The sequence below is a fragment of the Pseudomonas sp. PS02302 genome, assembly GCF_029959585.1.
GTDB classification, from domain to species: Bacteria; Pseudomonadota; Gammaproteobacteria; order Pseudomonadales; family Pseudomonadaceae; genus Chryseomonas; species Chryseomonas aestiva.
In genome coordinates this window covers 1-20,248 of sequence record NZ_JASCON010000001.1, presented here as the reverse complement: position 1 = coordinate 20,248, position 20,248 = coordinate 1, and the positions used below count along the sequence as shown (strand labels likewise).

Here is a 20,248-nt window from a genome sequence, read left to right as displayed (position 1 = left end):
CTTAGCCCAACCTGCGATCGTTAGAGATCGCTTTCTTCGACCTTGCGGACCTTGCTGGCGTCCAGGGTGTAGGACGCCTCGGCCAGGGCGTTGTCGACCGCCTCGGTGTGCAGGGTGCCGATGACCCAGTAGGGCTCGTAGATGTCGGGAAGCGGCACGCCCTTGGGGTAGCGCACCAGCACGATCTGGTTGGGCGGCGGCGGCGGGACGTGGATGCAGGCGCCCGGATAGGGCACCAGGAAGAATTCGCGAAAATTGCCCTTGGCGTCGGTCTCCAGGGGTACCGGGAAACCTCCCAGGCGCACGTTCCTGCCGTTCAGGGCGGCCACGGTGCGGGTGGAGTGCATCACCTCGGGCAGGCCATTGTCCTTCTGCTTGAGTCCGCCGGGCGAGCCGAAACCACCGGGAGCCTCGGGGCTGTTGTGGCTGATCTCGGGCATGGTTTCCAGGGCGTGGCGATCTTCGGCGGTGAGCAGGTCGAGCCAGTTGGTTTCCGGCGGTTCGCCCTTGGCGGCGTGGATCAGCAGCGGCAGGCTGGCAAGCAGCAGGGTGATGAGCAGTCTGGGCATGGTCGGCAGGTCGGACGCAAAAGTCCGAGTGTGGGGCGCGCCAGTTCAGGGGTCCAGCCCCAGGGCCGCAAAGCGGACCCTCGCCCATGAAAAAGCCCCTGGGTCGACGGGCGACACCAGGGGCGGAAACGCGGTGCTGCTTGGCTTCGCCGAGGCGAAGCGGCGTTTTAGCGACGCTTGGTCACCATGCCATAGATGAACAGCACGATGATGGCGCCGACCACGGCACCAATAAAGCCTGCGCCTTCACCGGCACGGTAGATGCCCATGGCCTGGCCCAGGTAGGTGGCGACCACGGAGCCGACGATGCCCAGAATGATGGTCATGATCCAGCCCATGCTGTCGTCGCCCGGCTTGAGAAAGCGGGCAACCAGGCCGACGATGAGACCGATGATGATGGTTGCGATGATGCCCATGTGAAGAATCCCCTGTTTGAGTGCTGGTAAGACAACGCCGGTCAGCAGGCGTCGTTGTACTCTCCGACCACCGGTGATCCTTCGAGGTTCAGGGAAAAACGGCTTCCGTATGCGGAAGCCGTTGGGCATCAGTCCTGGATCAGGGCTTCCAGGGCAGCGATGCGGGTCTGCAGGGTTGCCGCATCGGCGCTGCGCAGGGTGGCGTGGCCGACCTTGCGTCCGGCCTTGAAGGCCTTGCCGTAGTGGTGCAGGTGGCAGTCTTCCAGGGCGGTGACGGCGGCCACCGGCGGTACCGAGCCGATGAAGTTGACCATGGCGCTTTCGCCGACCTTGGCGGTGGAGCCCAGCGGCAGGCCGGCCACGGCGCGCAGGTGGTTCTCGAACTGGCTGCACTCGGCGCCTTCGATGGTCCAGTGCCCGGAATTGTGCACGCGCGGAGCGATCTCGTTGGCCTTGAGGCCACCCTCGACCTCGAAGAATTCGAAAGCCAGCACGCCGACGTAATCGAGCTGTTCCAGCACACGGCGGGCATAGTCTTCGGCCAGGGCCTGCAGCGGATGGTCGGAACTGGCCACCGACAGGCGCAGGATGCCGCTCTCGTGGGTGTTGTGCACCAGCGGATAGCAGGCCACCTCGCCATCACGCCCGCGCACGGTCACCAGGGAGACCTCACCGGTGAAGGGCACGAAGCCTTCCAGCAGCAGGGGGACGCTGCCCAGTTCGGCGAAGGCGCCGGTGACGTCTTCCGGCTGGCGCAGGACCTTCTGGCCCTTGCCGTCGTAACCCAGGGTGCGGGTCTTGAGTACCGCCGGCAGGCCGATACGGGCCACGGCGGCATCCAGGTCGGCCTGGGAGAGGATGTCGGCGAACGCCGGCGTGGGGATGCCCAGGTCGCGGAACATCGACTTCTCGAACAGGCGATCCCGAGCGATGCGCAGGGCTTCGGCGGACGGATAGACCGGCACGAACTGCGCGAGGAAGGCCACGGTCTCGGCTGGGACGCTCTCGAATTCGAAGGTCACCAGATCGACTTCATCGGCCAGCTGGCGCAGGTGATCCGGATCGCCGTAGTCGGCGCGCAGGTGTTCGCCCAGGGCGGCGGCGCAGGCATCCGGCGCCGGGTCGAGAAAGGCGAAGTTCATGCCCAGCGGCGTGCCGGCCAGGGCGAGCATGCGGCCCAGCTGGCCGCCACCGATGACGCCGATCTTCATGCCTGCTCCCTCGGATCGGGGTTGTCCAGCACGGTGCGGGTCTGCTCTTCGCGGAAGGCGTTCAGCCGCTCGTGGTACTCGGGATGCTTGCCGCCGAGGATGCTGGCGGACAGCAGCGCGGCGTTGATGGCGCCGGCCTTGCCGATGGCCAGGGTGGCGACCGGCACACCGGCCGGCATCTGCACGATGGACAGCAGGGAGTCGACGCCCGAGAGCATGGACGACTGCACCGGCACGCCGAGCACCGGCAGGTGGGTCTTGGCGGCGCACATGCCCGGCAGGTGGGCGGCGCCACCGGCGCCGGCGATGATCACCTCGATACCGCGACCGGCAGCCTCTTCGGCGTACTGGAACAGCAGGTCGGGGGTGCGGTGGGCGGAGACCACCTTCACTTCGTGGGGAATGCCCAGCTTGTCCAGCATGTCGGCGGTGTGGCTCAGGGTGGACCAGTCGGACTTGGAGCCCATGATCACGCCTACGAGTGCGCTCATCGTCGTGCCTCTGAAATGAAGAAGCCACGCGGTGGACGTGGCTTGGGAAATGAGCGGAACAGTATAGACGAAAGCGGGGCGGAGCGTGCCCCTGCGCCGGGTATCGCCTGTCGCTTGCAGGACAGGCCATGGCGCCCTTGGGATGGGGGGTGGTGTGGGGTGAAAGGTACGGGCCAGAGGGCTGGGTGATTCGGGTGGGACCGCCCTGGAGAGCGCCTTCACCCCAGCCCTCTCCCGCAAGCGGGAGAGGGCTGGATCGGCTCAGGTGGACGTCGGCCTCAGATCCCCACGTCCGGCAGTTGCGGACGGGTTTCCAGGGCCTTGGCCATCAGCCGCTCGACGAAGGCGCGGTCCGCGTCGGGCAGGGCCAGGCGCGGCGGACGGGTCAGGGCGCTGCCGCGGCCGGCGAGTTCTTCGCAGAGCTTGATGCACTGCACCAGGTCCGGACGGGCGTCCAGGTGCAGCAGCGGCATGAACCACTCGTAGAGCGGCATGGCGTCGGCGAAGCGACCGGCCTTGGCCAGGCGGAAGATGGTTTCGCCTTCGGTGGGGAAGATATTGGACATGCCCGAGACCCAGCCCTCGGCGCCCACGGCGATGCTTTCCAGCACCACGTCGTCGAGACCGGCGAAGAGCACGAAGCGGTCACCCACCTCGTTGCGCACGTCGATGAAGCGACGGGTGTCGCCGGAGGAATCCTTGAAGCAGACGATGTTGTCGACGTCGGCCAGGGAGATGAGGATGTCCGGGGTGACATCGTTCTTGTAGATCGGCGGGTTGTTGTAGACCATCAGCGGCAGGTCGAGGGCGCTGGCCACGCTGCGGAAGTGCGCGGCGGTCTCGTGGGGCTTGGCCGAGTAGACCAGGGCCGGCATGAGCATGATGCCGTCGGCGCCGGCGCGCCCTACCGCCTGGGCGGTGCGGGTGGCATTGAGGCTGGTGAATTCGGCCACGCCGCAGATCACCGGCACGCGACCGCCGGCAGCGTCCTTGGCGACCTCCACCAGGGAGATCTTTTCTTCCAGGGTCAGGGAGGTGTTCTCGCCCACGGTGCCGCACATCACCAGACCGGAGACGCCATCGCGCACCAGATTGCTGATCACGCCATGGGTCTTTTCCAGGTTGACCGAGAAGTCGTCGTTGAATTGGGTGGTGACGGCGGGAAAGACGCCGCTCCAGTTGACGCGGGGAGTGCTCATGCGGGGGTTTCCTCCAGACGGGAACGGGGCTTGAGAGAGTCGCGGTATTGCCGGGGCGACAGGCCGGTGAGACGGCGGAACTGACGGCTGAAGGCGCTGTGGTCGGTATAGCCACAGGCCAGGGCCACTTCGGTGACGGGCAGATCGCGGGCCAGCAGGCGCGAGGCGGCGTCGAGCCGGGCCTTGTGTAGCAACTGCTGGGGCGTGAGGCGCAGGATGCGCTTGCACTGGCGTTCGAGCTGGGAGACCGACAGGCCGACTCTCTGACTCAGTTCGCCCACCGAGAGCGGCTGGGCATAGTGCTCGCGCAGATAGCGATCGACCTCGGCCACCTTGGCGTGGGCCGGATGATCGGCGGCGGGCGCCTGCAGATCGTGGGAGATGCCGGCCATGCCCATCAGCTGGCCCTGGGCGTCGTGCAGCGGCAGCTTGCGGGTCAGGCACCAGCCCGGGGTACGCCCGGCATAGAGGTGCAATTCCAGCTGGTCATCCAGCGCCAGGCCTTCGCGCAGCACGCGACGATCCTGTTCGGCGTAGGCGCCCCCCAGGGGCGCCGGGAAGACTTCCTCGGCGGTCTTGCCGAGCAATTCGCTGACGTCCTCGTAGCCGCAGCGCTGGGCCAGGGTCAGGTTGACCAGCACATAGCGCGCGTCCAGGTCCTTGACGAAGAACACCACGCCGGGGATGGCATCGAGCAGCGGCGCCACCAGACTCAGGCTGGCCAGCAGCGCGGGCAGGTCGGCGGGCCGGGCGCGGCTCAGGGCGTCCAGGTGGGCGGCGGCATTCATCTCTCGTCCTCGGTCAGGGCCAGCAGGCTGTCGATACGGGTGGGTTGCAGGGGAAAGCGCGGCGCCGGGGGCGTCCAGCCCAGCAAGACGCGGGTAGCCTGGCCACAGATGCGGCCCTGGCAGGCGCCCATGCCGCAGCGGCTGCGCAGCTTGGCCTGGGTCCAGTCGGCATGGCCGACCAGGGCGCCGAGGGCGACGTCCTCGCAACGGCAGACCAGGGTATCCGGCTGGGCGAGCCGGGCAATGGCCGGATTCAGGGCGAAGGTGCGCGCCAGCTGGGCGGCGAAGCGGCGCCAGGCACGGGCCTTGGCCTGCACGCCAGCGATGGCATCGAGCTGGCTGCTGGCGACCAGGCCGGCGATACGGCCGGTGGCCTGGGCCAGTTCGTTGCCGCCGATGCCGGTGCATTCACCGGCGGCCAGGATGTGCGGCTGGCTGGTGCGCTGATGGTCATCCACCGCCACGGCGCCGTCCAGGGTCGCGCAGCCCAGGCTCTGCGCCAGTTCGACATTGGGTACCAGGCCGTAGCCACAGGCCAGGCGGTCGCAGGCGACCTCCCAGCGACGGTCGCCCTGGCGCAGGCGCACGGCTTCGAGACGCTCGCTGCCGAGCGCCGCCTCGACCCAGGTGCCGGGGCTATAGCAAGGAGTGGCCAGGGTCAGCGCCTGGCGCAACTTGTTCGGCCAGCGCCAGAGCTGCAGGCCGAATTCGACTAGGGCGCGGCGCGCGGCCTGCTCGGCGACCAGGGCGACCCGGGCCCCCGCCTGGCGCGCGGTAGCGGCGCTGGCCAGCAGCAGCGGACCGGTGCCGGCGACGACGAGGCGCTCAGCGGCCACTTCCACGCCCCCCTTGATCAGCGCCTGCAAGCCACCCGCGCCGGTCACCCCGGGCAGGGTCCAGCCGGGGAACGGCAGCAGCAGTTCGCGGGCGCCGGTGCAGAGGATGAGGGTATCGAAACTCAGGGTCCGGCTGCCGTGGGCGTCTTCCAGCAGCAGCTGGTGCGGCCCCAGGACCGCGGCGACGCGGGTCTGGGTGAGCAGGGTGACGTCCGCCGGCAACTGACCGACTTCGGCGGCGACCTGGCCCGTCCGGGCGCGCCAGATCTGGCCGCCGGGCAAGGGATTGTCGTCCAGCAGCATCAGGCTCAGGCCCCGACCACTGGCCGCGCGGGCGGCGGCGAGACCGGCCGGGCCGGCGCCGATGATGAGCAGATCGCAGCTCGCGCTATTCATGACAGGCGCTCCACCTGCATGCCGTCCTGGCAGGGGGTCTGGCACGCCAGACGGCGCACGCCGTCGACCTGCAACCGGCATTCCTGGCAGATGCCCATGCCGCAGAACGGTGCCCGGGCTTCACCGCCTACCGAACGGCGCGCGGCGGGATTGCCGCTCTTGGCCAGCGCGGCGGTGAGCAGGCTGCCGGAACGGATCTCCAGGCGCTCGCCATCGATGAACAGGGTCAGCATGCCTGGCTCCTCGGCGCGATCGGGAAACGCGCCGGTGCGAAGGGTTCCACGTGGAACGTCGAAGGCTCGCCGAATAGCCCGCTGGCAATGGCTTCGGCGGTGGCCGGGGCGGTGGTGACGCCCAGGCCTTCGTGACCGACCGCCAGCCACAGACCGGGCTGGTCGGGATGGGCGCCGATCAGCGGCAGGCCATCGGGACTGGCGGCGCGCTGGCCGGTCCAGCCACGGATCAGCGAGGTATGGGTCAGGCCGGGCAGATAGTCCAGGGCACGGCGCAGCAGCTGGCCAACCACCGCAGGCTCCACCGCCATGTCCGGACGCTCGAATTGCCGCGACGAGCCGATCAGCAGTTGCCCCGTGGGTCGCGGCTGGACATTGAAGGCCACCGAGGCACCGCTGCTGGCGTGGGCGCTGGCGCCATAGCCGATCTCCACCAGCTGGTGGCGGACCTGCTCGGGATAGCGATCGGTGATCAGCAGATGGCCCTTCTTGGGTACCAGCGGCAGGTCCGGGCAGAGACTGGCGGCCTGCAGGCCGGCGGCGAGCACCACGGCGTCGGCGCTCAGCCAGCGACCGTCGTCCAGGCGCACCCGCCGACCTTCGACCACCGTCACCCGGGCACGCTGGAATTCGATCAGCGGCGAGCGCTGCAGCAGCCAGGCGGCCACCACCGGGGCATAGAGCAGGCCATCGCCGGGCACCTCGAGGCTGCCGGCCAGGGTGGTGAGCGCCGGCTCGGCAGCGGCGGTGGCGGCAGCATTCAAGGGCTGGTTGGCGACGCCCTGGGCGTCCAGACGCTGGCGCTTCGCGTCGATCAGATCCAGCTCGTCGGCGTTGCGCGCCAGCCAGAGGGTGCCGCAGTTGCGGTAGTCGGCGGCGCTCGGCAGCTGGGGCACCAGCTCACGCCAGAGCGCCAGGGAGCGCGCGCTCAGGGTCAATTCGGCGGGGTCGTCGTCCATCACCACCAGGTGGCCCATGCCGGCGGCGGAGGCGCCAGGCAGACCGGCGTCCAGCACCCGCACGCGACAGCCGCGCGCGGCCAGGGCCGCGGCGCAACTGGCCCCGACGATGCCGGCGCCGACGACGAGGACCTCCGCCACGGACTTCACCCCGGGATACCCCAGGCGAAGGGATCGTCGGCGGCCAGCAGCAGGGTCGCCTCGGCCATGACATGGGCGCGGCCGCGGATCACCGGCAGGATGCGACCCGCGTCGCCGGGCTGATAGTGCGCCTCGAAACGACTGCCGATGACACTGGCCTGCTGCCAGACGGCGCCAGGCGCCAGGTCACCGTCGGCCGCCAGGCACGCCAGCTTGGCGCTGGTGCCGGTGCCGCAGGGCGAACGGTCGTAGGCACGCCCCGGGCAGAGCACGTAGCTGCGACTGTCGGCGCCGTCCGGATCCTCGGCGAAGAGTTCGATATGGTCGATATGGCCGCCCTGGTCGCCCGTGATGCCGGCGGCCTCCAGCGCGCCCCGCAGGGCCAGGCTGAAGGTGAGCAGGCCGTCGAGGTTGTCGGCGGCGATGCGCTGGCCGTGATCGGCACAGAGGAAGAACCAGTTGCCACCCCAGGCGATGTCGCCGCTGACCGGGCCATGGCCGGGAATCTCCACCTGGACGGCATGGCGATGGCGATAGGCAGGGACATTGCGCACGCTGACGCTGCCGTCGTCATGCAGGGTGGCGGTGACATCGCCGACCGGGGTCTCGATCAGGTGATCGCCAGGGCCGATCCGGCCGAGATGGGCCAGGGACACCACCAGGCCGATGGTGCCGTGGCCGCACATCCCGAGGTAGCCGACCTCGTTGAAGAACACCACGCCAGCGCTGGCGGCAGAAGATACCGGCTCACAGAGCAGTGCGCCGACCAGCACTTCGTTGCCGCGCGGTTCGCGCATGCAGGCTCGCCGAAAGGCGTCATGCTCACCGGCCAGCAGGGTGCGGCGCTCGGCCATGCTGCCCTGGCCGAGATCGGGAAAACCATCGAGGACCAGGCGGGTGGGTTCGCCGCCGGTATGGGAGTCGATGACGCGGATGCGCTGCATGGCTGACCTCCGTGAGAGAGGTGCCAGTGTCGCGCAGATGACGGCAAAAGGCTTGCAGGACGTCGGCTAACTAAAAGCCGATATCAGCACAGTCTCCTACCGTCGATCAGCCGCCGTGGCTTTGACTTTCGAGATGTCGCCAGACCTGCTGCACCAGTCGCTTGCGCAACAGGGCACAGCGGTAGAGGCGGATTTCCAGGCCGACCTGCCAGGCGGCATCGCCACACACGGCCAGTTCGCCGCGGGCCAGCTCCGCCGCCACCGACAGCTGCGGCACCCAGGCCACGCCCAGGCCCTGCAGGGCCATGGTCTTGAGGCTGTCGGCCATGGCGGTTTCGTAGAGGGTCACGGCGCGCAGCTTGCGCTGGCGCAGGAGCAGATTCACCGAGCGCCCGAGGAAGGCACCGGCGCTGTAGGCCAGCAGCGGGACGCTGCTCTGCCCGTCCAGCTGGAACATCGGTCGGCCTTCGCCATCGGTGGCGCAGACCGGCAGCATGGCGGTGTGCGCCAGGTGCAGCGACGGAAACAGCTCCGGGTCCATCTGCAGCGCGGCATCGGGATCGTGGAAGGCCAGCATCAGGTCACAGGCGCCGTCGCGCAGGGCGTGGATGGCGTCGCCGACGTTGGTGGCCACCAGCCGGCTGGCCAGCGCCAGGCCCTGGCCACGCAGCCCGGCGACCCACTGCGGAAAGAAGCCCAGGGCCAGGGAGTGGGCGGCAGCGAATTGCAGCACCTCGCCCTGCCCGCCTTCCAGGTGATGCAGATGGCGCACCGTCTCGCCCAGTTGCTCCACCACGCTGCGCGCCGTGACCAGAAACAGCTGACCGGCCTCGGTCAGGCTGATCGGAGTATGGGATCGGTCCACCAGGGTCAGGCCGACGCTTTCCTCCAGCGCGCGGATGCGCCGGCTGAAGGCGGGCTGGGTGACGAAACGCTTTTCGGCGGCCTGGGAAAAACTGTGGGTGGCCGCCAGGGCCACGAAGTCTTCCAGCCATTTGAATTCGATGTTCATGGCACCCATACGTCGTCTGCTCTCGTGAGGTCACAACCAGAGTTATGCCGATCCGGCATGAGGCTTGGCGGATCGGCATTGGCCGGGATCGGCTGGCAGGCCTAGATTCTAGGGCATCGCGGCGCCTGCCGCTCGATCGAAGCCCAACGCTATCATGTCCGACTCCGCATCATCCGTCCGCCTCGAAAAAGATCTTCTCGGTACCCTCGACGTCCCCGCCGATGCCTACTACGGCATCCAGACCCTGCGCGCCGTGCAGAACTTCCGCCTCTCCGGCGTGCCCCTCGGTCACTATCCCAAGCTGGTGGTGGCCCTGGCCATGGTCAAGCAGGCGGCGGCGGACGCCAACCACCGGCTCGGCCACCTGCCGACCGAGAAGCACCAGGCGATCGTTGACGCCTGCTCGCGCATCATTCGCGGCGAATTCCACGACCAGTTCGTGGTGGACATGATCCAGGGCGGGGCCGGCACCTCGACCAACATGAACGCCAACGAGGTGATCGCCAACGTCGCCCTGGAGCTGCTCGGCCACGCCAAGGGCGAATATCGCCACCTGCACCCGAACAACGACGTCAACATGGCGCAGTCGACCAACGACGCCTACCCCACCGCCATCCGCCTGGGCCTGCTGCTCGGTCATGACGCCCTGCTCGCCAGCCTGGACAGCCTGATCACCGCCTTCGCCGCCAAGGGCGTGGAATTCGCCGAGGTGCTGAAGATGGGTCGCACCCAGCTGCAGGACGCGGTGCCCATGACCCTCGGCCAGGAATTCCATGCCTTCGCCACCACCCTGGGCGAAGACCTGGCGCGCCTCAAGACCCTGGCGCCGGAGCTGCTCACCGAGGTCAACCTGGGCGGTACCGCCATCGGCACCGGCATCAACGCCGACCCCGGCTACCAGCTGCTGGCCGTGCAGCGCCTGGCGGACATCAGCGGCCAGCCGCTCAAGCCCGCCGCCGACCTGATCGAAGCCACCTCGGACATGGGCGCCTTCGTGCTGTTTTCCGGCATGCTCAAGCGCACCGCGGTGAAGCTGTCGAAGATCTGCAACGACCTGCGCCTGCTCTCCAGCGGTCCGCGTACCGGCATCAACGAGATCAACCTGCCGCCGCGTCAGCCGGGCAGCTCGATCATGCCGGGCAAGGTCAATCCGGTGATCCCCGAGGCGGTCAACCAGGTGGCCTTCGAGATCATCGGCAACGACCTGGCGCTGACCCTGGCGGCCGAGGGCGGCCAGCTGCAGCTCAACGTCATGGAGCCGCTGATCGCCTACAAGATCTTCGACTCCATCCGCCTGCTGCAGCGCGCCATGGACATGCTGCGCGAGCACTGCATCACCGGCATCACCGCCAACGTCGAGCACTGCCGCCGTCAGGTGGAGCACTCCATCGGCCTGGTTACCGCGCTCAACCCCTACCTGGGCTACGAGACCTCCACCCGCATCGCCAAGACGGCGCTGGAAACCGGTCGCGGCGTGCTGGAACTGGTGCGCGAGGAAAACCTGCTGGACGAGGCGACCCTGGACGACATCCTGCGCCCGGAAAACATGATCGCCCCGCGGCTCGTACCGCTGAAGGCCAAGGTCTGAGTCCCGCACGCCAGACCTGAGCGGTAACCGACGGCAACGCCCCGCGGGCGCGGTATCCTTCTTGCTTGGAAGGCTGCCACCGCCCCGGGGAGTTTGCCCATGCGTCAGTCCGGTCTGATCAATCTCAACCTGGTGTCCCTGGTGCTCCAGCAACTGGCGGCCGACACGCCCGCCCGGGCGGCGCCGCTGCTGGCCGGCAGCGGCCTGCGGCTGGACGATCTCGAACAGCCCCATCGGCTCATCACCCTGGCCCAGGAACAGCGGGTCATCGCCAACGCCCTGCCGGTCGCCCCGCCCGAACTGGGGCTGCTGCTGGGCTGGCGGCTGCGCGTCTCCGGCTACGGCCTGCTCGGCTATGCCCTGCTCAGCGCCCCGACCCTGGGCGCCGCGCTGCAGGCGGCCCTGGCCCACCAGGGGCTGCTGGGTGCCTATTTCACCCTGCGCCTGGAGCGCCACGGCGAGCTGGCCTGGCTCAGGGCCGACGACCATCCCTTCGCGCCGGAACTGGAGCGCTGCAACGCCGAGTGCTGCCTGGCCTCGCTGCTGGCGATCTGCTGCGACCTCCTCGGTACGCCCCTGCCGCTGGTGCAGGTGGCCTTTCGGCACGCCGAGCCGGCCTATCGCGCGCGCTATGGCGACTGCTTCGGCGCCACGCCCCTGGCCTTCGGAACCGCCTTCAACGGCCTGGCCTTTCCCGCTGCCTGGCTTGAGCGCGGGCTGCCCCTGGCCGATCCGGTGACCCATCGCGACGCCCTGGAGCAGTGCGGTCGCCTGGCCCCCGAGCAGGATCGCCAGCGCGCCCTGCTCGCCCGCATCCGCACCCTGCTGGGCGCCGACCTGGCGGCCCCGCCCTCCTTCGCGGCCCTGGCCGGCCACCTCGGCATGGCGCCGCGCAGCCTGCGCCGCCACCTGCAGGCGGGCGGCAGCGGCTATCAGCAACTGCTGGACGAGTTGCGCTTCGCGCGGGCGCGCGACCTGCTGGCCCAGGAGCGGCTGCCCATCTATCGCATCGCCGAGGTCATGGGCTTCAGCGAAACCGCCAGCTTCCGCCATGCCTTTCGCCGCTGGAGCGGACAATCGCCGCGGGGGTATCGGCTCTAGCGGCCGGCATATGCTGAGCGCTCCCCGTCCCCAAGGAGGATTTTCCATGCCCTCGCTGAAACTGCTCGAAGCGCGCGGCCAACCCACCCAGCAATACCGCCTGCCGGCGGAGAAGTTGCTGGCCGGCGATCCGCTGCAGAGCCTCTGGCTCGACTACGAGGATGGCAGCGGCGTCTTCGCCGTTGGCCACTGGCACAGCGAGGTGGGCAGCTGGCGGGTGAACTACAGCGAGGAAGAGTACTGCCAGATCCTCGAAGGGGTGAGTCTGGTCACCGATGACCAGGGCCACGCCACCCGGCTCGGTCCCGGCAGCAGCTTCGTCGTGCCGCGCGGCTTCCAGGGCACCTGGGAGGTGCTGGAGCCGACCCTGAAGCGCTTCGTGGTCTACGAAGCCAAGGGCGGTTGATAACCGACGTCGGGCGCAATCTGGCCGGATCTATCCCCTTTTGGCCGCTGCGCCTCTCGTCGCGGGTCGCCGGGCTGGCAAGAATCAGGGGAGAGCCCGCCGCCCGGAGTCGCCATGCGCATCCACCACAGTCCCGATCACGCCCTGCACCACGGTCGCTGCGAATTGATCGATGGCCAGTTGCAGCCCTGTTTCGAAAAACCCCAGCGCGTCGAATTCATCCTCGCCGAGTGTCACCGCCGGCAGCTCGGCGAGGTGGTGGCGCCGAGGGACTTCGGCCGGGCGCCGCTGGCACGCGTCCATAGCGCGGCCTATCTCGACTTTCTCGCCGGCGCCTGGGACGAATGGGCGGCCCGCGGCGAGACCGTGGACCTGCTGCCCTATACCTGGCCGGCGCGCACCCTGCGCCAGGTGCTGCCGCCCACCAGCCTGCACGGACGCCTCGGTTACTACAGCTTCGACGGCGGCGCGCCCATCACCGCCGGAACCTGGCAGGCCGCCTACAGCGCCGCCCAGGTGGCCCTGAGTGCCGGGGCCGAGGTCGCCGCGGGCGCGCGCAGCGCCTTCGCCCTCTGCCGCCCGCCGGGCCACCACGCCGCGGCCGAGGTCATGGGCGGCTACTGCTATCTGAACAACGCCGCCATCGCCGCCCAGGCCGCCCTCGACGGCGGCGCCCGGCGGGTGGCCATCCTCGATGTCGACTACCACCACGGCAACGGCACCCAGGACATCTTCTATGCGCGCGACGATGTGCTGTTCCTCTCGCTGCACGGCGATCCGGGTTTCGAATTCCCCTTCTTCCTCGGCTATGCCGACGAGACCGGCAGCGGCGCGGGCCAGGGCTTCAACCTCAATCTGCCGCTGCCCGCCGGCAGCGCCTGGGACAGCTGGAGCGCCGCCCTGGAAACGGCGCTGACGCGCGTGCAGGACTATGCCCCGGACCTGCTGCTGGTCTCCCTGGGCGTGGATACCTTCAAGGCCGATCCCATTTCCCAGTTCAGGCTGGAGAGCGACGACTACCTGCGCCTGGGCGAACGCCTGGCGCGGCTCGGCCTGCCGACCCTGTTCGTCATGGAAGGCGGTTACGCCGTGGCGGAGATCGGCATCAACACGGTGAACGTCCTGGCCGCCTTCGACGGCGCCTGATCCCTATCGCGAGGAATCCGACCATGCACAGCCTCCTGCGTCCGCTCACCACCCTGCTCGGTGGCGCCCTGCTCGCCACCGCCGTCCAGGCCGCCGATCCCGGCGAACTGCGGGTCTACAACTGGGCCGACTACATCCTGCCCGAGACGCCCAAGGACTTCGCCAAGCAGACCGGCATCCGCGTCACCTGGGATACCTTCGACAGCAACGAGTCGCTGGAGGCCAAGCTGCTCACCGGGCGCTCCGGCTATGACCTGGTGATTCCCTCCAACCAGTTCCTGGAAACCCAGATCAAGGCCGGGGTCTTCCAGAAGCTGGACAAGCGCAAGCTGCCCAACTGGCGGAATCTCGATCCCGAGTTGCTCAAGCTGCTGGAGGTCAACGACCCGGGCAACCAGTACGGCGTGCCCTACATGTACGGCACCATCCTCATCGGCTTCAACCCGGCCAAGGTCAAGGCGGCGCTGGGAGCGGACGCACCGGTGGACAGCTGGGACCTGGTGTTCAAGCCGGAGAACATGGCCAAGCTCAAGAGCTGTGGCGTGGCCATGCTGGACTCGCCCTCGGACATCCTGCCGGTGGTGCTGCACTACCTGGGCCTGGACCCCAACAGCGCCAACGCCAAGGACTACGAGAAGGCCACGGCGCTGATGCTGAAGATCCGCCCCTACATGGCCTACTTCAATTCCACCAAGTACATGACCGATATCGCCAACGGCGACATCTGCGTGGCGGTGGGCTATTCGGGCAGCTTCTATCAGTTCGGCAACCGGGCCAAGGAAGCCGGCAACGGGGTGGTGGTGGACTGGCGCCTGCCGCGCGAGGGCGCGCCCATCTGGTTCGACACCTGGGCCATTCCGGCCAGCGCCGCCAACGTCGACCAGGCCCATGCCTTCATCAATTACCTGCTCGAACCCAAGGTGATCGCCGGGATCAGCGACTATCTCGGCTATCCCAACGCCAACAAGCCGGGCATGCCGCTGGTGACCGCCGCCATCCGCGACAACCACGACCTGGTACCCACCGCGGAAATGCTCAAGAAGCTCTATGTGGTGCAGCCGCTGCCGCAGCCCATCGAGCGGGTGCGGACGCGCGCCTGGAGTCGCATCAAGGCCGGCAACTAGCGGCCACGGCGTTCACGGCCTTCCGAATGGTAGCCCTTGGCTACCATTCGGCGGTTACATTCCCGCGTCCGGGAACCCTCTATCGTGCTAAGGGACTTATTGTGCTGAAGTGATCCTCGGATTTTCCTGCCAGGTACGGCATCCATGTCCCTCAGTCTCGCCCTCGCCCGAGCGCTGGCTCGCCCTTTCTGGGCCCTGCGCTTCGAACCGGTATTGGAACGGCATTATCAGCGCGACATCGCCCGTTCGCGCCGGCGGCACCTGCGCATCAGTCTGACCGTGGCCATCCTGGCCTATGCGAGCTTCTCGATCTGGGACTGGATCCTGATGACCAATGCCTTTTGGCTCATCAGTCTGCTCAGCACAGTGGTGGTGGTTGGCGGCGGTCTGGTCTTGCTGGCGCTCAGGCTGATGCCGGCCGAGCATCCGGCACGCGAATGGGTGGGCATCCTCCCCAGTCTGCTGGCCTATGCGCCGCCGCTGCTGGACGTCGAGGCCACCGATGCCGCGCACCGCGCGCTCTGGCTGGCGACCATGCCGTTGATGACCCTCTTCACCAACAGCTGTATCGCCCCGCCGCTGCGCCAGGCCGCGGTACACAGCCTGGTCGCCCTGCTGGCCATCGGCCTGGCCACCCAGATGCACGCCCTGCCCGTGGTGGAGGCGTCGCTGGTCATGACCCTGGCGTTCGCCACCGCGAGCTTCACCCTGCTCAACAACTTCTGGATGGAGCGCGCGCGTCGTCAGGGCTATTTGCTGATCCTGCGCGACCGCTTGCGCAACGAAGAACTGACCGCGTCCAATCGCTTCCTGGCGCAGCAGTCCGCCACCGATCCCCTGACCGGCGTGGCCAATCGCCGGGCGCTGATGCAGGCCCTGGCCAACGCCCTGGCCCATCCCCCGCCCCGCCCGCTGCTCCTGCTGATGATCGACGTCGATCACTTCAAGGCCTTCAACGATCGCTACGGGCATCCGGCCGGCGATCGCTGCCTGCAACAGGTCGCCACCGCCCTGGCCGACGAGTTGCGCGCCGGTGACTGCCTGGCCCGCTACGGCGGCGAGGAATTCGCCATCCTCTGCACGCCTTCGCGTGAGGAGGATGCCGGCAAGCTGGCACAGCGCCTGCTCGACGCGGTAAGGCGCCTGGAGATCCCTCACCTCGGGCCCCATGCCGGTCCGCGCGTGACGGTGAGTATCGGCGGCGCCTGCGCCCGGCCGGATCACGACTGCGCCGAAACCTTCATCGAGGCCGCCGATCGCCAGCTCTACTGGGCCAAGCAGGCCGGGCGCGACCGCGCCATCCTCGAGGACTGCGATCGCTGGCACCCAGCGATCGAGGAACCCCTCTAGCCCAGGCGATAGACCCGATCGACCAGGGCCACGCTGGCCAGGCGCTGGCGCAGATCCTCGTCCAGGCCGGGGTCCTGCCAGTCGTAGAGGCCGATGCGGGCATAGGCCCGACCCCGAGGTGGCCGCGTGCCGAGGTACTCCCAGACCACCCGGGTGCAGGCCGGCTCGCGCCGGTCGGAGGCGCTGACGCCGAGCTTGAGTCCGTTCAGGCGATCGATGCGGTTGCGCGCGCTGGGCAGCAGCACCGTCTGCGACAACTCGTTGCCGGTGAGGGATTCGTAGTCGGTGAAGAACAGCCGGCTCTCCAGACTCATGGCCAGGCCCAGGTAGCGAAAGCGCGCCTGGCTGGTGGCTTCGTCGCGCCGGCGCAGGCGCTCGAAACGCACGTAGCGGAAGACGCCCGCTTCCGCGAACAGCCAGACCAGTCCGCAGAGCACCACACCCGGCGTGGACAGCGACGGATAGTATTCGTGGTAATAGCCCTGGTAGCGCGCCAGGCCCTCCTGACGCTCGCCGAACAGGGCCAGGACCTGCCCCGCCCACCCCGTCTCCTGACCGACCGGCGCGCCCAGGCGCGCCGCGAACTGCCGCTGCGGCAGCTGCAATTCACCCACCGGCAGCCCGAAGAACTCCGCCAGACGCTGCAGGTTGTAAGGCGACGGACGGCTCTGCCCGTTGAGGTAGCGATTGAACTGGGCGCGGTTGATGCCGACGGCGCGACAGACGGCGGCAATCGAGCGGTGGCGCTGGCAGAGCAGCTGCAAATTGGCGGAAAAGTCGCTCATGAATCCGGCCCGAGCTTGACAGACGGCGAGAAAACTAGCATCAAGTCGCGCCATTTTGAAGCGAGGCGCGGAATTGTTCACGCCGGTGGGATAGCCGAATCTAGGCACCCGGTCCGTCTTACTGCCCGTTCCACCCGGACCGATCCGTTCCAGAGCCTGTTGCCGTCGTCTCCCCACGCCGGGGACAGGCCCTGGCGGGATATTCCACAATAATAGCCCCAAGGCTTGCGAGCCGGCCTTGGAGCATCACTAGCATGCTCGAGGATTCTTCATGCACTACCTAGAAATGCTCAACGACTTCCTGTCCGGCCACGTGCTCATCGTGCTGATCGTCGGCCTGGGCAGCTATTTCACCCTGCGCTCGCGATTCGTGCAGGTGCGCCATTTCCCGCACATGTTCACCGTCTTCAAGGACTCCCTGCGCAACAGCGGTGACGGCCTGAGTTCCTTCCAGGCACTGATGCTCAGCCTGGCCGGTCGCGTCGGTGCCGGCAACATCGCCGGCGTGGGCCTGGCGGTGACCCTGGGTGGCCCTGGTGCGGTGTTCTGGATGTGGGTGACCGCCCTGGTCGGCATGGCCAGCAGCTTCTTCGAGTGCACCCTGGCGCAGGTCTACAAGCGCGCCGACGGTGACGGCCTCTACATCGGTGGTCCGGCCTATTACATCCAGCACGGCCTCAACAAGCGCTGGATGGCCCTGATCTTCTCGGGCCTGTTGCTGGTGACCTATGGCTTCGCCTTCGTCGGTCTGCAGTCCTTCACCGTGACCCACTCGCTGGAAAACGCCTTCGGCCTGCCGGTGCAGTACACCGGGATCGCCCTGGCCATCCTGCTGGGCCTGGTGTTCATCGGCGGCATCAAGCGCATCGCCGCGGTCTCCGACATCCTGGTGCCGGTCAAGACCCTGGCCTACATCGCCGTCACCCTCTATGTGATCATCACCCAGATCGACCTGGTCCCCGGCACCCTGCTGACCATCGTCAAGAGCGCCTTCGGCCTCGAGCCGGCCTTTGCCGGTCTGCTCGGCGCCGCCATCACCATGGGCGTCAAGCGTGGCGTCTTCGCCAACGAAGCCGGCCTGGGCGCCGCGCCCAACGTCGCCGCGGTGGCCGCGGTCAAGCACCCGGCCGCCCAGGGCGTGGTGCAGGCCTTCAGCGTCTTTCTCGACACCTTCGTCATCTGCACCTGTACCGCGCTGCTGATCCTGCTCTCGGGTTTCTACACCCCGGGCTTCGAAGGTGACGGCATCGTCCTGACCCAGAACTCCCTGGCCGCGGTGGTCGGTGACTGGGGCCGCATCTTCATCAGCGTCGCCCTGTCGCTGTTCGTCTTCACCTGCATCCTCTACAACATCTACCTGGGCGAGAACGGCCTGCGCTACCTGCTCGGCCGCGGCAAGGCCGTGCTGCTCGGCTATCGCGGCCTGGTGCTGGTACTGATCTGCTGGGGCTCGATGCAGAATCTGACCACGGTGTTCGCCTTTGCCGACATCACCATGACCTGCCTGGCCTTCGTCAACCTGATCGCCCTGGCCATGCTGATCAAGGTCGGCATGCGCATCCTCAACGACTACGACGCCCAGCGCCGTGCCGGGGTCGACCAGCCGGTGTTCGACGCCGACCAGTTCCGCGACCTGGACCTGGATCGCCAGGCCTGGCCGGCGCTGGAGCGTCTGGAAGAGACCGTCGCCGAAGCCCGCGCCGCCCAGCCGCGCCAGGCGCACTGACCGCCGCAGCGGTCACCTTGGGCTGCGCTGCGCTCAACCCAACCTACGGGTGACGTAGGTTGGGTTGAGGCGGCTCCATCGCCGAAGCCCAACGGCCCCGAACCATGATTTGCTTGTCTGCCCCCACCTCGCGTGGGGGCAGTCTTATCAGGAAGTCCCTCATGAGCTCACCCTACCTGCACATCCTCTACACCGGCGGCACCATCGGCATGCAGGCGACCGCCGCCGGCCTGGCTCCGGCCGCCGGGTTCGAGGCGCGCATCGACGCCCTGCTGGCTAGCCGTCCGGAGCTGGGCACGCCGGCCTGGCGGCTGCAGGAGCTGCTGCCGCTGATCGACAGCGCCAACATGACCCCCGCCGCCTGGGAGCGCATGGCCCAGGCGATCCTGGCGGCAGCCACCGACCCCGCCTGCCGCGGCGTGCTGGTGCTGCACGGCACCGATACCCTGGCCTACAGCGCCGCCGCCCTGGCCTTCCGGCTACTGGGTCTGGCCATTCCGGTGCTGCTGACCGGCTCCATGCTGCCGGCCGGCGTGCCGGACAGCGATGCCGACGGCAACCTGGCCGACAGCTTCGCCGCCTTCGCCAGCGGACTGACCCCCGGGGTGCAGGTGCAATTCCATGGCGAACGCCTGCCGGCGGCGCGCTGCACCAAGCAGGCCAGCAGCGGCTGGAAGGCCTTCGTGGCAAGCGCCCGGCCGCGCAGTGGCGAGGCCTTGGTCGCAACGCCACCAGCGCTGCGCTTCGACCAGCCGCGTCAGCCAGTGCGGGTAGCGGTGCTGCCGCTGTTTCCGGGCGTCGACGGCGCCACCCTGCGCGGTCTGGCGGGCAGTGGTGTGCAGGGGTTGGTGCTGGAGTGCTATGGCAGCGGCACGGGTCCGGCGGATGACGCCGACTTCCTCGCCGCCCTCGCCGAATTGCGCGCAGCCGGCGTCCCCGTGGTCGCCCTCAGCCAGGGCGCTCGCGGGACGGTGGAATTGGGTACCTACGCCGCCGGCAGCGGCCTGGCCGATGCCGGGGTGATCTCCGGCCGCGGCATGACCCGTGAAGCCGCCCTGGGCAAGCTGCACAGCCTGCTCGGCTGCGGCCTGGAGCGCGTGGCGGTGGCCGAGTGGATCGGGCGCAATCTGTGCGAGGAGTTGTGATCTTCGGCTAGGTGCCGGCGGCACCCTCACCCCGGCCCTCTCCCAGGGGGAGAGGGGGCGTTTGGGTAGACGCCGCAGCAAAGCAGTGACCCTGCCAAACCAGGAGTGAGTCCTGCGCACGCGCCAATATCCAACACGCCAAAGCCTATCGGAGCATCCTCTCTCCCTCTGGGAGAGGGCCAGGGTGAGGATGCGCTTGAAGCCTGACAGCCCCAAGTCCTGCGTATCAAACTCCCCTGAGCGCCCTCTTCCGCCCGGAGGGGAACGGGGTAAGGGTGCGCTTGAAGCCTGACAGTCCCAAGTCCTAACGCACTAAACTTTCCCCCGAGCGCCCCCCTCTCCCTCTGGGAGAGGGCCGGGGTGAGGGTGCGCTTGAAGCCTGACAGCCCTAAGTCCTGCGCATCAAACTTCCCCTGAGCGCCCCCTCTCCCTCCGGGAGAGGGCCGGGGTGAGGGTGCGCTTGAAGCCTGACAGCCCCAAGTCCTGCGCATCAAACTTCCCCTGCGCGCCCCCTCTCCCTCCGGGAGAGGGCCGGGGTGAGGGTGCGCTTGAAGCCTGGCAGCCCCAAGTCCTGCGCATCAAACTTCCCCTGCGCGCCCCCTCTCCCTCCGGGAGAGGGCCGGGGTGAGGGTGCGCTTGAAGCCTGGCAGCCCCAAGTCCTGCGCATCAAACTCCCCCTGCG

The 20,248-nt window shown here is 68.3% G+C and carries 20 protein-coding genes; 8 read left to right on the top strand and 12 right to left on the bottom strand.

Annotation, left to right across the window (positions count from 1 at the left end):
• Positions 1-20: 20 nt before the first annotated feature.
• From QMX82_RS00100 to QMX82_RS00050, 11 genes are all read right to left on the bottom strand, one after another.
• Positions 21-569, bottom strand: coding sequence for a DUF3299 domain-containing protein (locus QMX82_RS00100; protein ID WP_282280802.1), 549 nt, complete (start codon positions 567-569; stop codon positions 21-23).
• A gap of 167 nt (positions 570-736) precedes the next feature.
• The gene (locus QMX82_RS00095) at positions 737-985 is read right to left on the bottom strand and encodes a GlsB/YeaQ/YmgE family stress response membrane protein (RefSeq protein ID WP_059316743.1); all 249 of its coding nucleotides are present in this window, start codon (positions 983-985) and stop codon (positions 737-739) included.
• A gap of 128 nt (positions 986-1,113) precedes the next feature.
• Positions 1,114-2,196 (bottom strand): 5-(carboxyamino)imidazole ribonucleotide synthase, encoded by a 1,083-nt coding sequence (locus tag QMX82_RS00090; RefSeq protein ID WP_208693383.1) that lies wholly within the window; start codon positions 2,194-2,196, stop codon positions 1,114-1,116.
• Positions 2,193-2,687, bottom strand: a complete 495-nt coding sequence (gene purE, locus QMX82_RS00085; RefSeq protein ID WP_208693382.1) for a 5-(carboxyamino)imidazole ribonucleotide mutase — start codon at positions 2,685-2,687, stop codon at positions 2,193-2,195. Before purE ends, QMX82_RS00090 begins: the two co-directional genes overlap by 4 nt.
• A 278-nt stretch (positions 2,688-2,965) precedes the next feature.
• On the bottom strand, positions 2,966-3,886 hold the full coding sequence (locus QMX82_RS00080; protein WP_208693381.1) for a dihydrodipicolinate synthase family protein: 921 nt from the start codon (positions 3,884-3,886) through the stop codon (positions 2,966-2,968).
• Entirely contained in the window at positions 3,883-4,674 is a 792-nt protein-coding gene (locus QMX82_RS00075; protein ID WP_133860158.1) for an AraC family transcriptional regulator, read from the bottom strand. The genes QMX82_RS00080 and QMX82_RS00075 overlap by 4 nt, the downstream gene beginning before the upstream one ends.
• Positions 4,671-5,906 (bottom strand): NAD(P)/FAD-dependent oxidoreductase, encoded by a 1,236-nt coding sequence (locus QMX82_RS00070; protein WP_282280801.1) that lies wholly within the window; start codon positions 5,904-5,906, stop codon positions 4,671-4,673. The genes QMX82_RS00075 and QMX82_RS00070 overlap by 4 nt, the downstream gene beginning before the upstream one ends.
• Entirely contained in the window at positions 5,903-6,139 is a 237-nt protein-coding gene (locus tag QMX82_RS00065) for a (2Fe-2S)-binding protein (RefSeq protein WP_282280800.1), read from the bottom strand. Before QMX82_RS00065 ends, QMX82_RS00070 begins: the two co-directional genes overlap by 4 nt.
• Positions 6,133-7,248 (bottom strand): NAD(P)/FAD-dependent oxidoreductase, encoded by a 1,116-nt coding sequence (locus QMX82_RS00060; RefSeq protein WP_282280799.1) that lies wholly within the window; start codon positions 7,246-7,248, stop codon positions 6,133-6,135. Before QMX82_RS00060 ends, QMX82_RS00065 begins: the two co-directional genes overlap by 7 nt.
• Positions 7,245-8,183, bottom strand: coding sequence for a 4-hydroxyproline epimerase (locus QMX82_RS00055; RefSeq protein ID WP_208693378.1), 939 nt, complete (start codon positions 8,181-8,183; stop codon positions 7,245-7,247). Before QMX82_RS00055 ends, QMX82_RS00060 begins: the two co-directional genes overlap by 4 nt.
• A 106-nt stretch (positions 8,184-8,289) precedes the next feature.
• Positions 8,290-9,195 carry a LysR substrate-binding domain-containing protein gene (locus QMX82_RS00050; protein ID WP_282280798.1) on the bottom strand — a complete coding sequence of 302 codons (906 nt, stop codon included), beginning with the start codon at positions 9,193-9,195 and terminating at the stop codon, positions 8,290-8,292.
• A 154-nt stretch (positions 9,196-9,349) separates the two neighbouring features.
• Between QMX82_RS00050 and aspA the strand changes: the two genes are divergently transcribed.
• The 6 genes from aspA to QMX82_RS00020 all read left to right on the top strand — a co-directional run bounded on the left by aspA (position 9,350) and on the right by QMX82_RS00020 (position 15,910).
• A complete protein-coding gene (gene aspA, locus QMX82_RS00045) occupies positions 9,350-10,783 on the top strand; it encodes an aspartate ammonia-lyase (RefSeq protein WP_133860164.1) in 1,434 nt (477 codons plus the stop codon).
• 99 nt (positions 10,784-10,882) lie between these two features.
• Positions 10,883-11,884, top strand: coding sequence for an AraC family transcriptional regulator (locus QMX82_RS00040; protein ID WP_282280797.1), 1,002 nt, complete (start codon positions 10,883-10,885; stop codon positions 11,882-11,884).
• Positions 11,885-11,930: 46 nt separating this feature from the next.
• Positions 11,931-12,290 (top strand): cupin domain-containing protein, encoded by a 360-nt coding sequence (locus QMX82_RS00035; RefSeq protein ID WP_282280796.1) that lies wholly within the window; start codon positions 11,931-11,933, stop codon positions 12,288-12,290.
• A 114-nt stretch (positions 12,291-12,404) separates the two neighbouring features.
• Positions 12,405-13,436 (top strand): histone deacetylase family protein, encoded by a 1,032-nt coding sequence (locus QMX82_RS00030; protein ID WP_282280795.1) that lies wholly within the window; start codon positions 12,405-12,407, stop codon positions 13,434-13,436.
• Between the two features lie 23 nt (positions 13,437-13,459).
• Positions 13,460-14,560, top strand: coding sequence for a polyamine ABC transporter substrate-binding protein (locus tag QMX82_RS00025; RefSeq protein WP_282280794.1), 1,101 nt, complete (start codon positions 13,460-13,462; stop codon positions 14,558-14,560).
• A gap of 144 nt (positions 14,561-14,704) precedes the next feature.
• The gene (locus tag QMX82_RS00020; RefSeq protein WP_282280793.1) at positions 14,705-15,910 is read left to right on the top strand and encodes a GGDEF domain-containing protein; all 1,206 of its coding nucleotides are present in this window, start codon (positions 14,705-14,707) and stop codon (positions 15,908-15,910) included.
• Here the strand turns inward: QMX82_RS00020 and QMX82_RS00015 are convergent.
• A complete protein-coding gene (locus tag QMX82_RS00015) occupies positions 15,907-16,695 on the bottom strand; it encodes a helix-turn-helix domain-containing protein (RefSeq protein WP_282280792.1) in 789 nt (262 codons plus the stop codon). The two genes, QMX82_RS00020 and QMX82_RS00015, sit on opposite strands and share 4 nt — an antisense overlap.
• A 271-nt stretch (positions 16,696-16,966) precedes the next feature.
• Between QMX82_RS00015 and QMX82_RS00010 the strand changes: the two genes are divergently transcribed.
• Both QMX82_RS00010 and QMX82_RS00005 read left to right on the top strand, forming a co-directional pair.
• Entirely contained in the window at positions 16,967-18,421 is a 1,455-nt protein-coding gene (locus QMX82_RS00010; protein WP_158890251.1) for an alanine/glycine:cation symporter family protein, read from the top strand.
• 161 nt (positions 18,422-18,582) lie between these two features.
• Entirely contained in the window at positions 18,583-19,566 is a 984-nt protein-coding gene (locus tag QMX82_RS00005; protein WP_282280791.1) for an asparaginase, read from the top strand.
• The last annotated feature ends 682 nt before the right edge of the window (positions 19,567-20,248 follow it).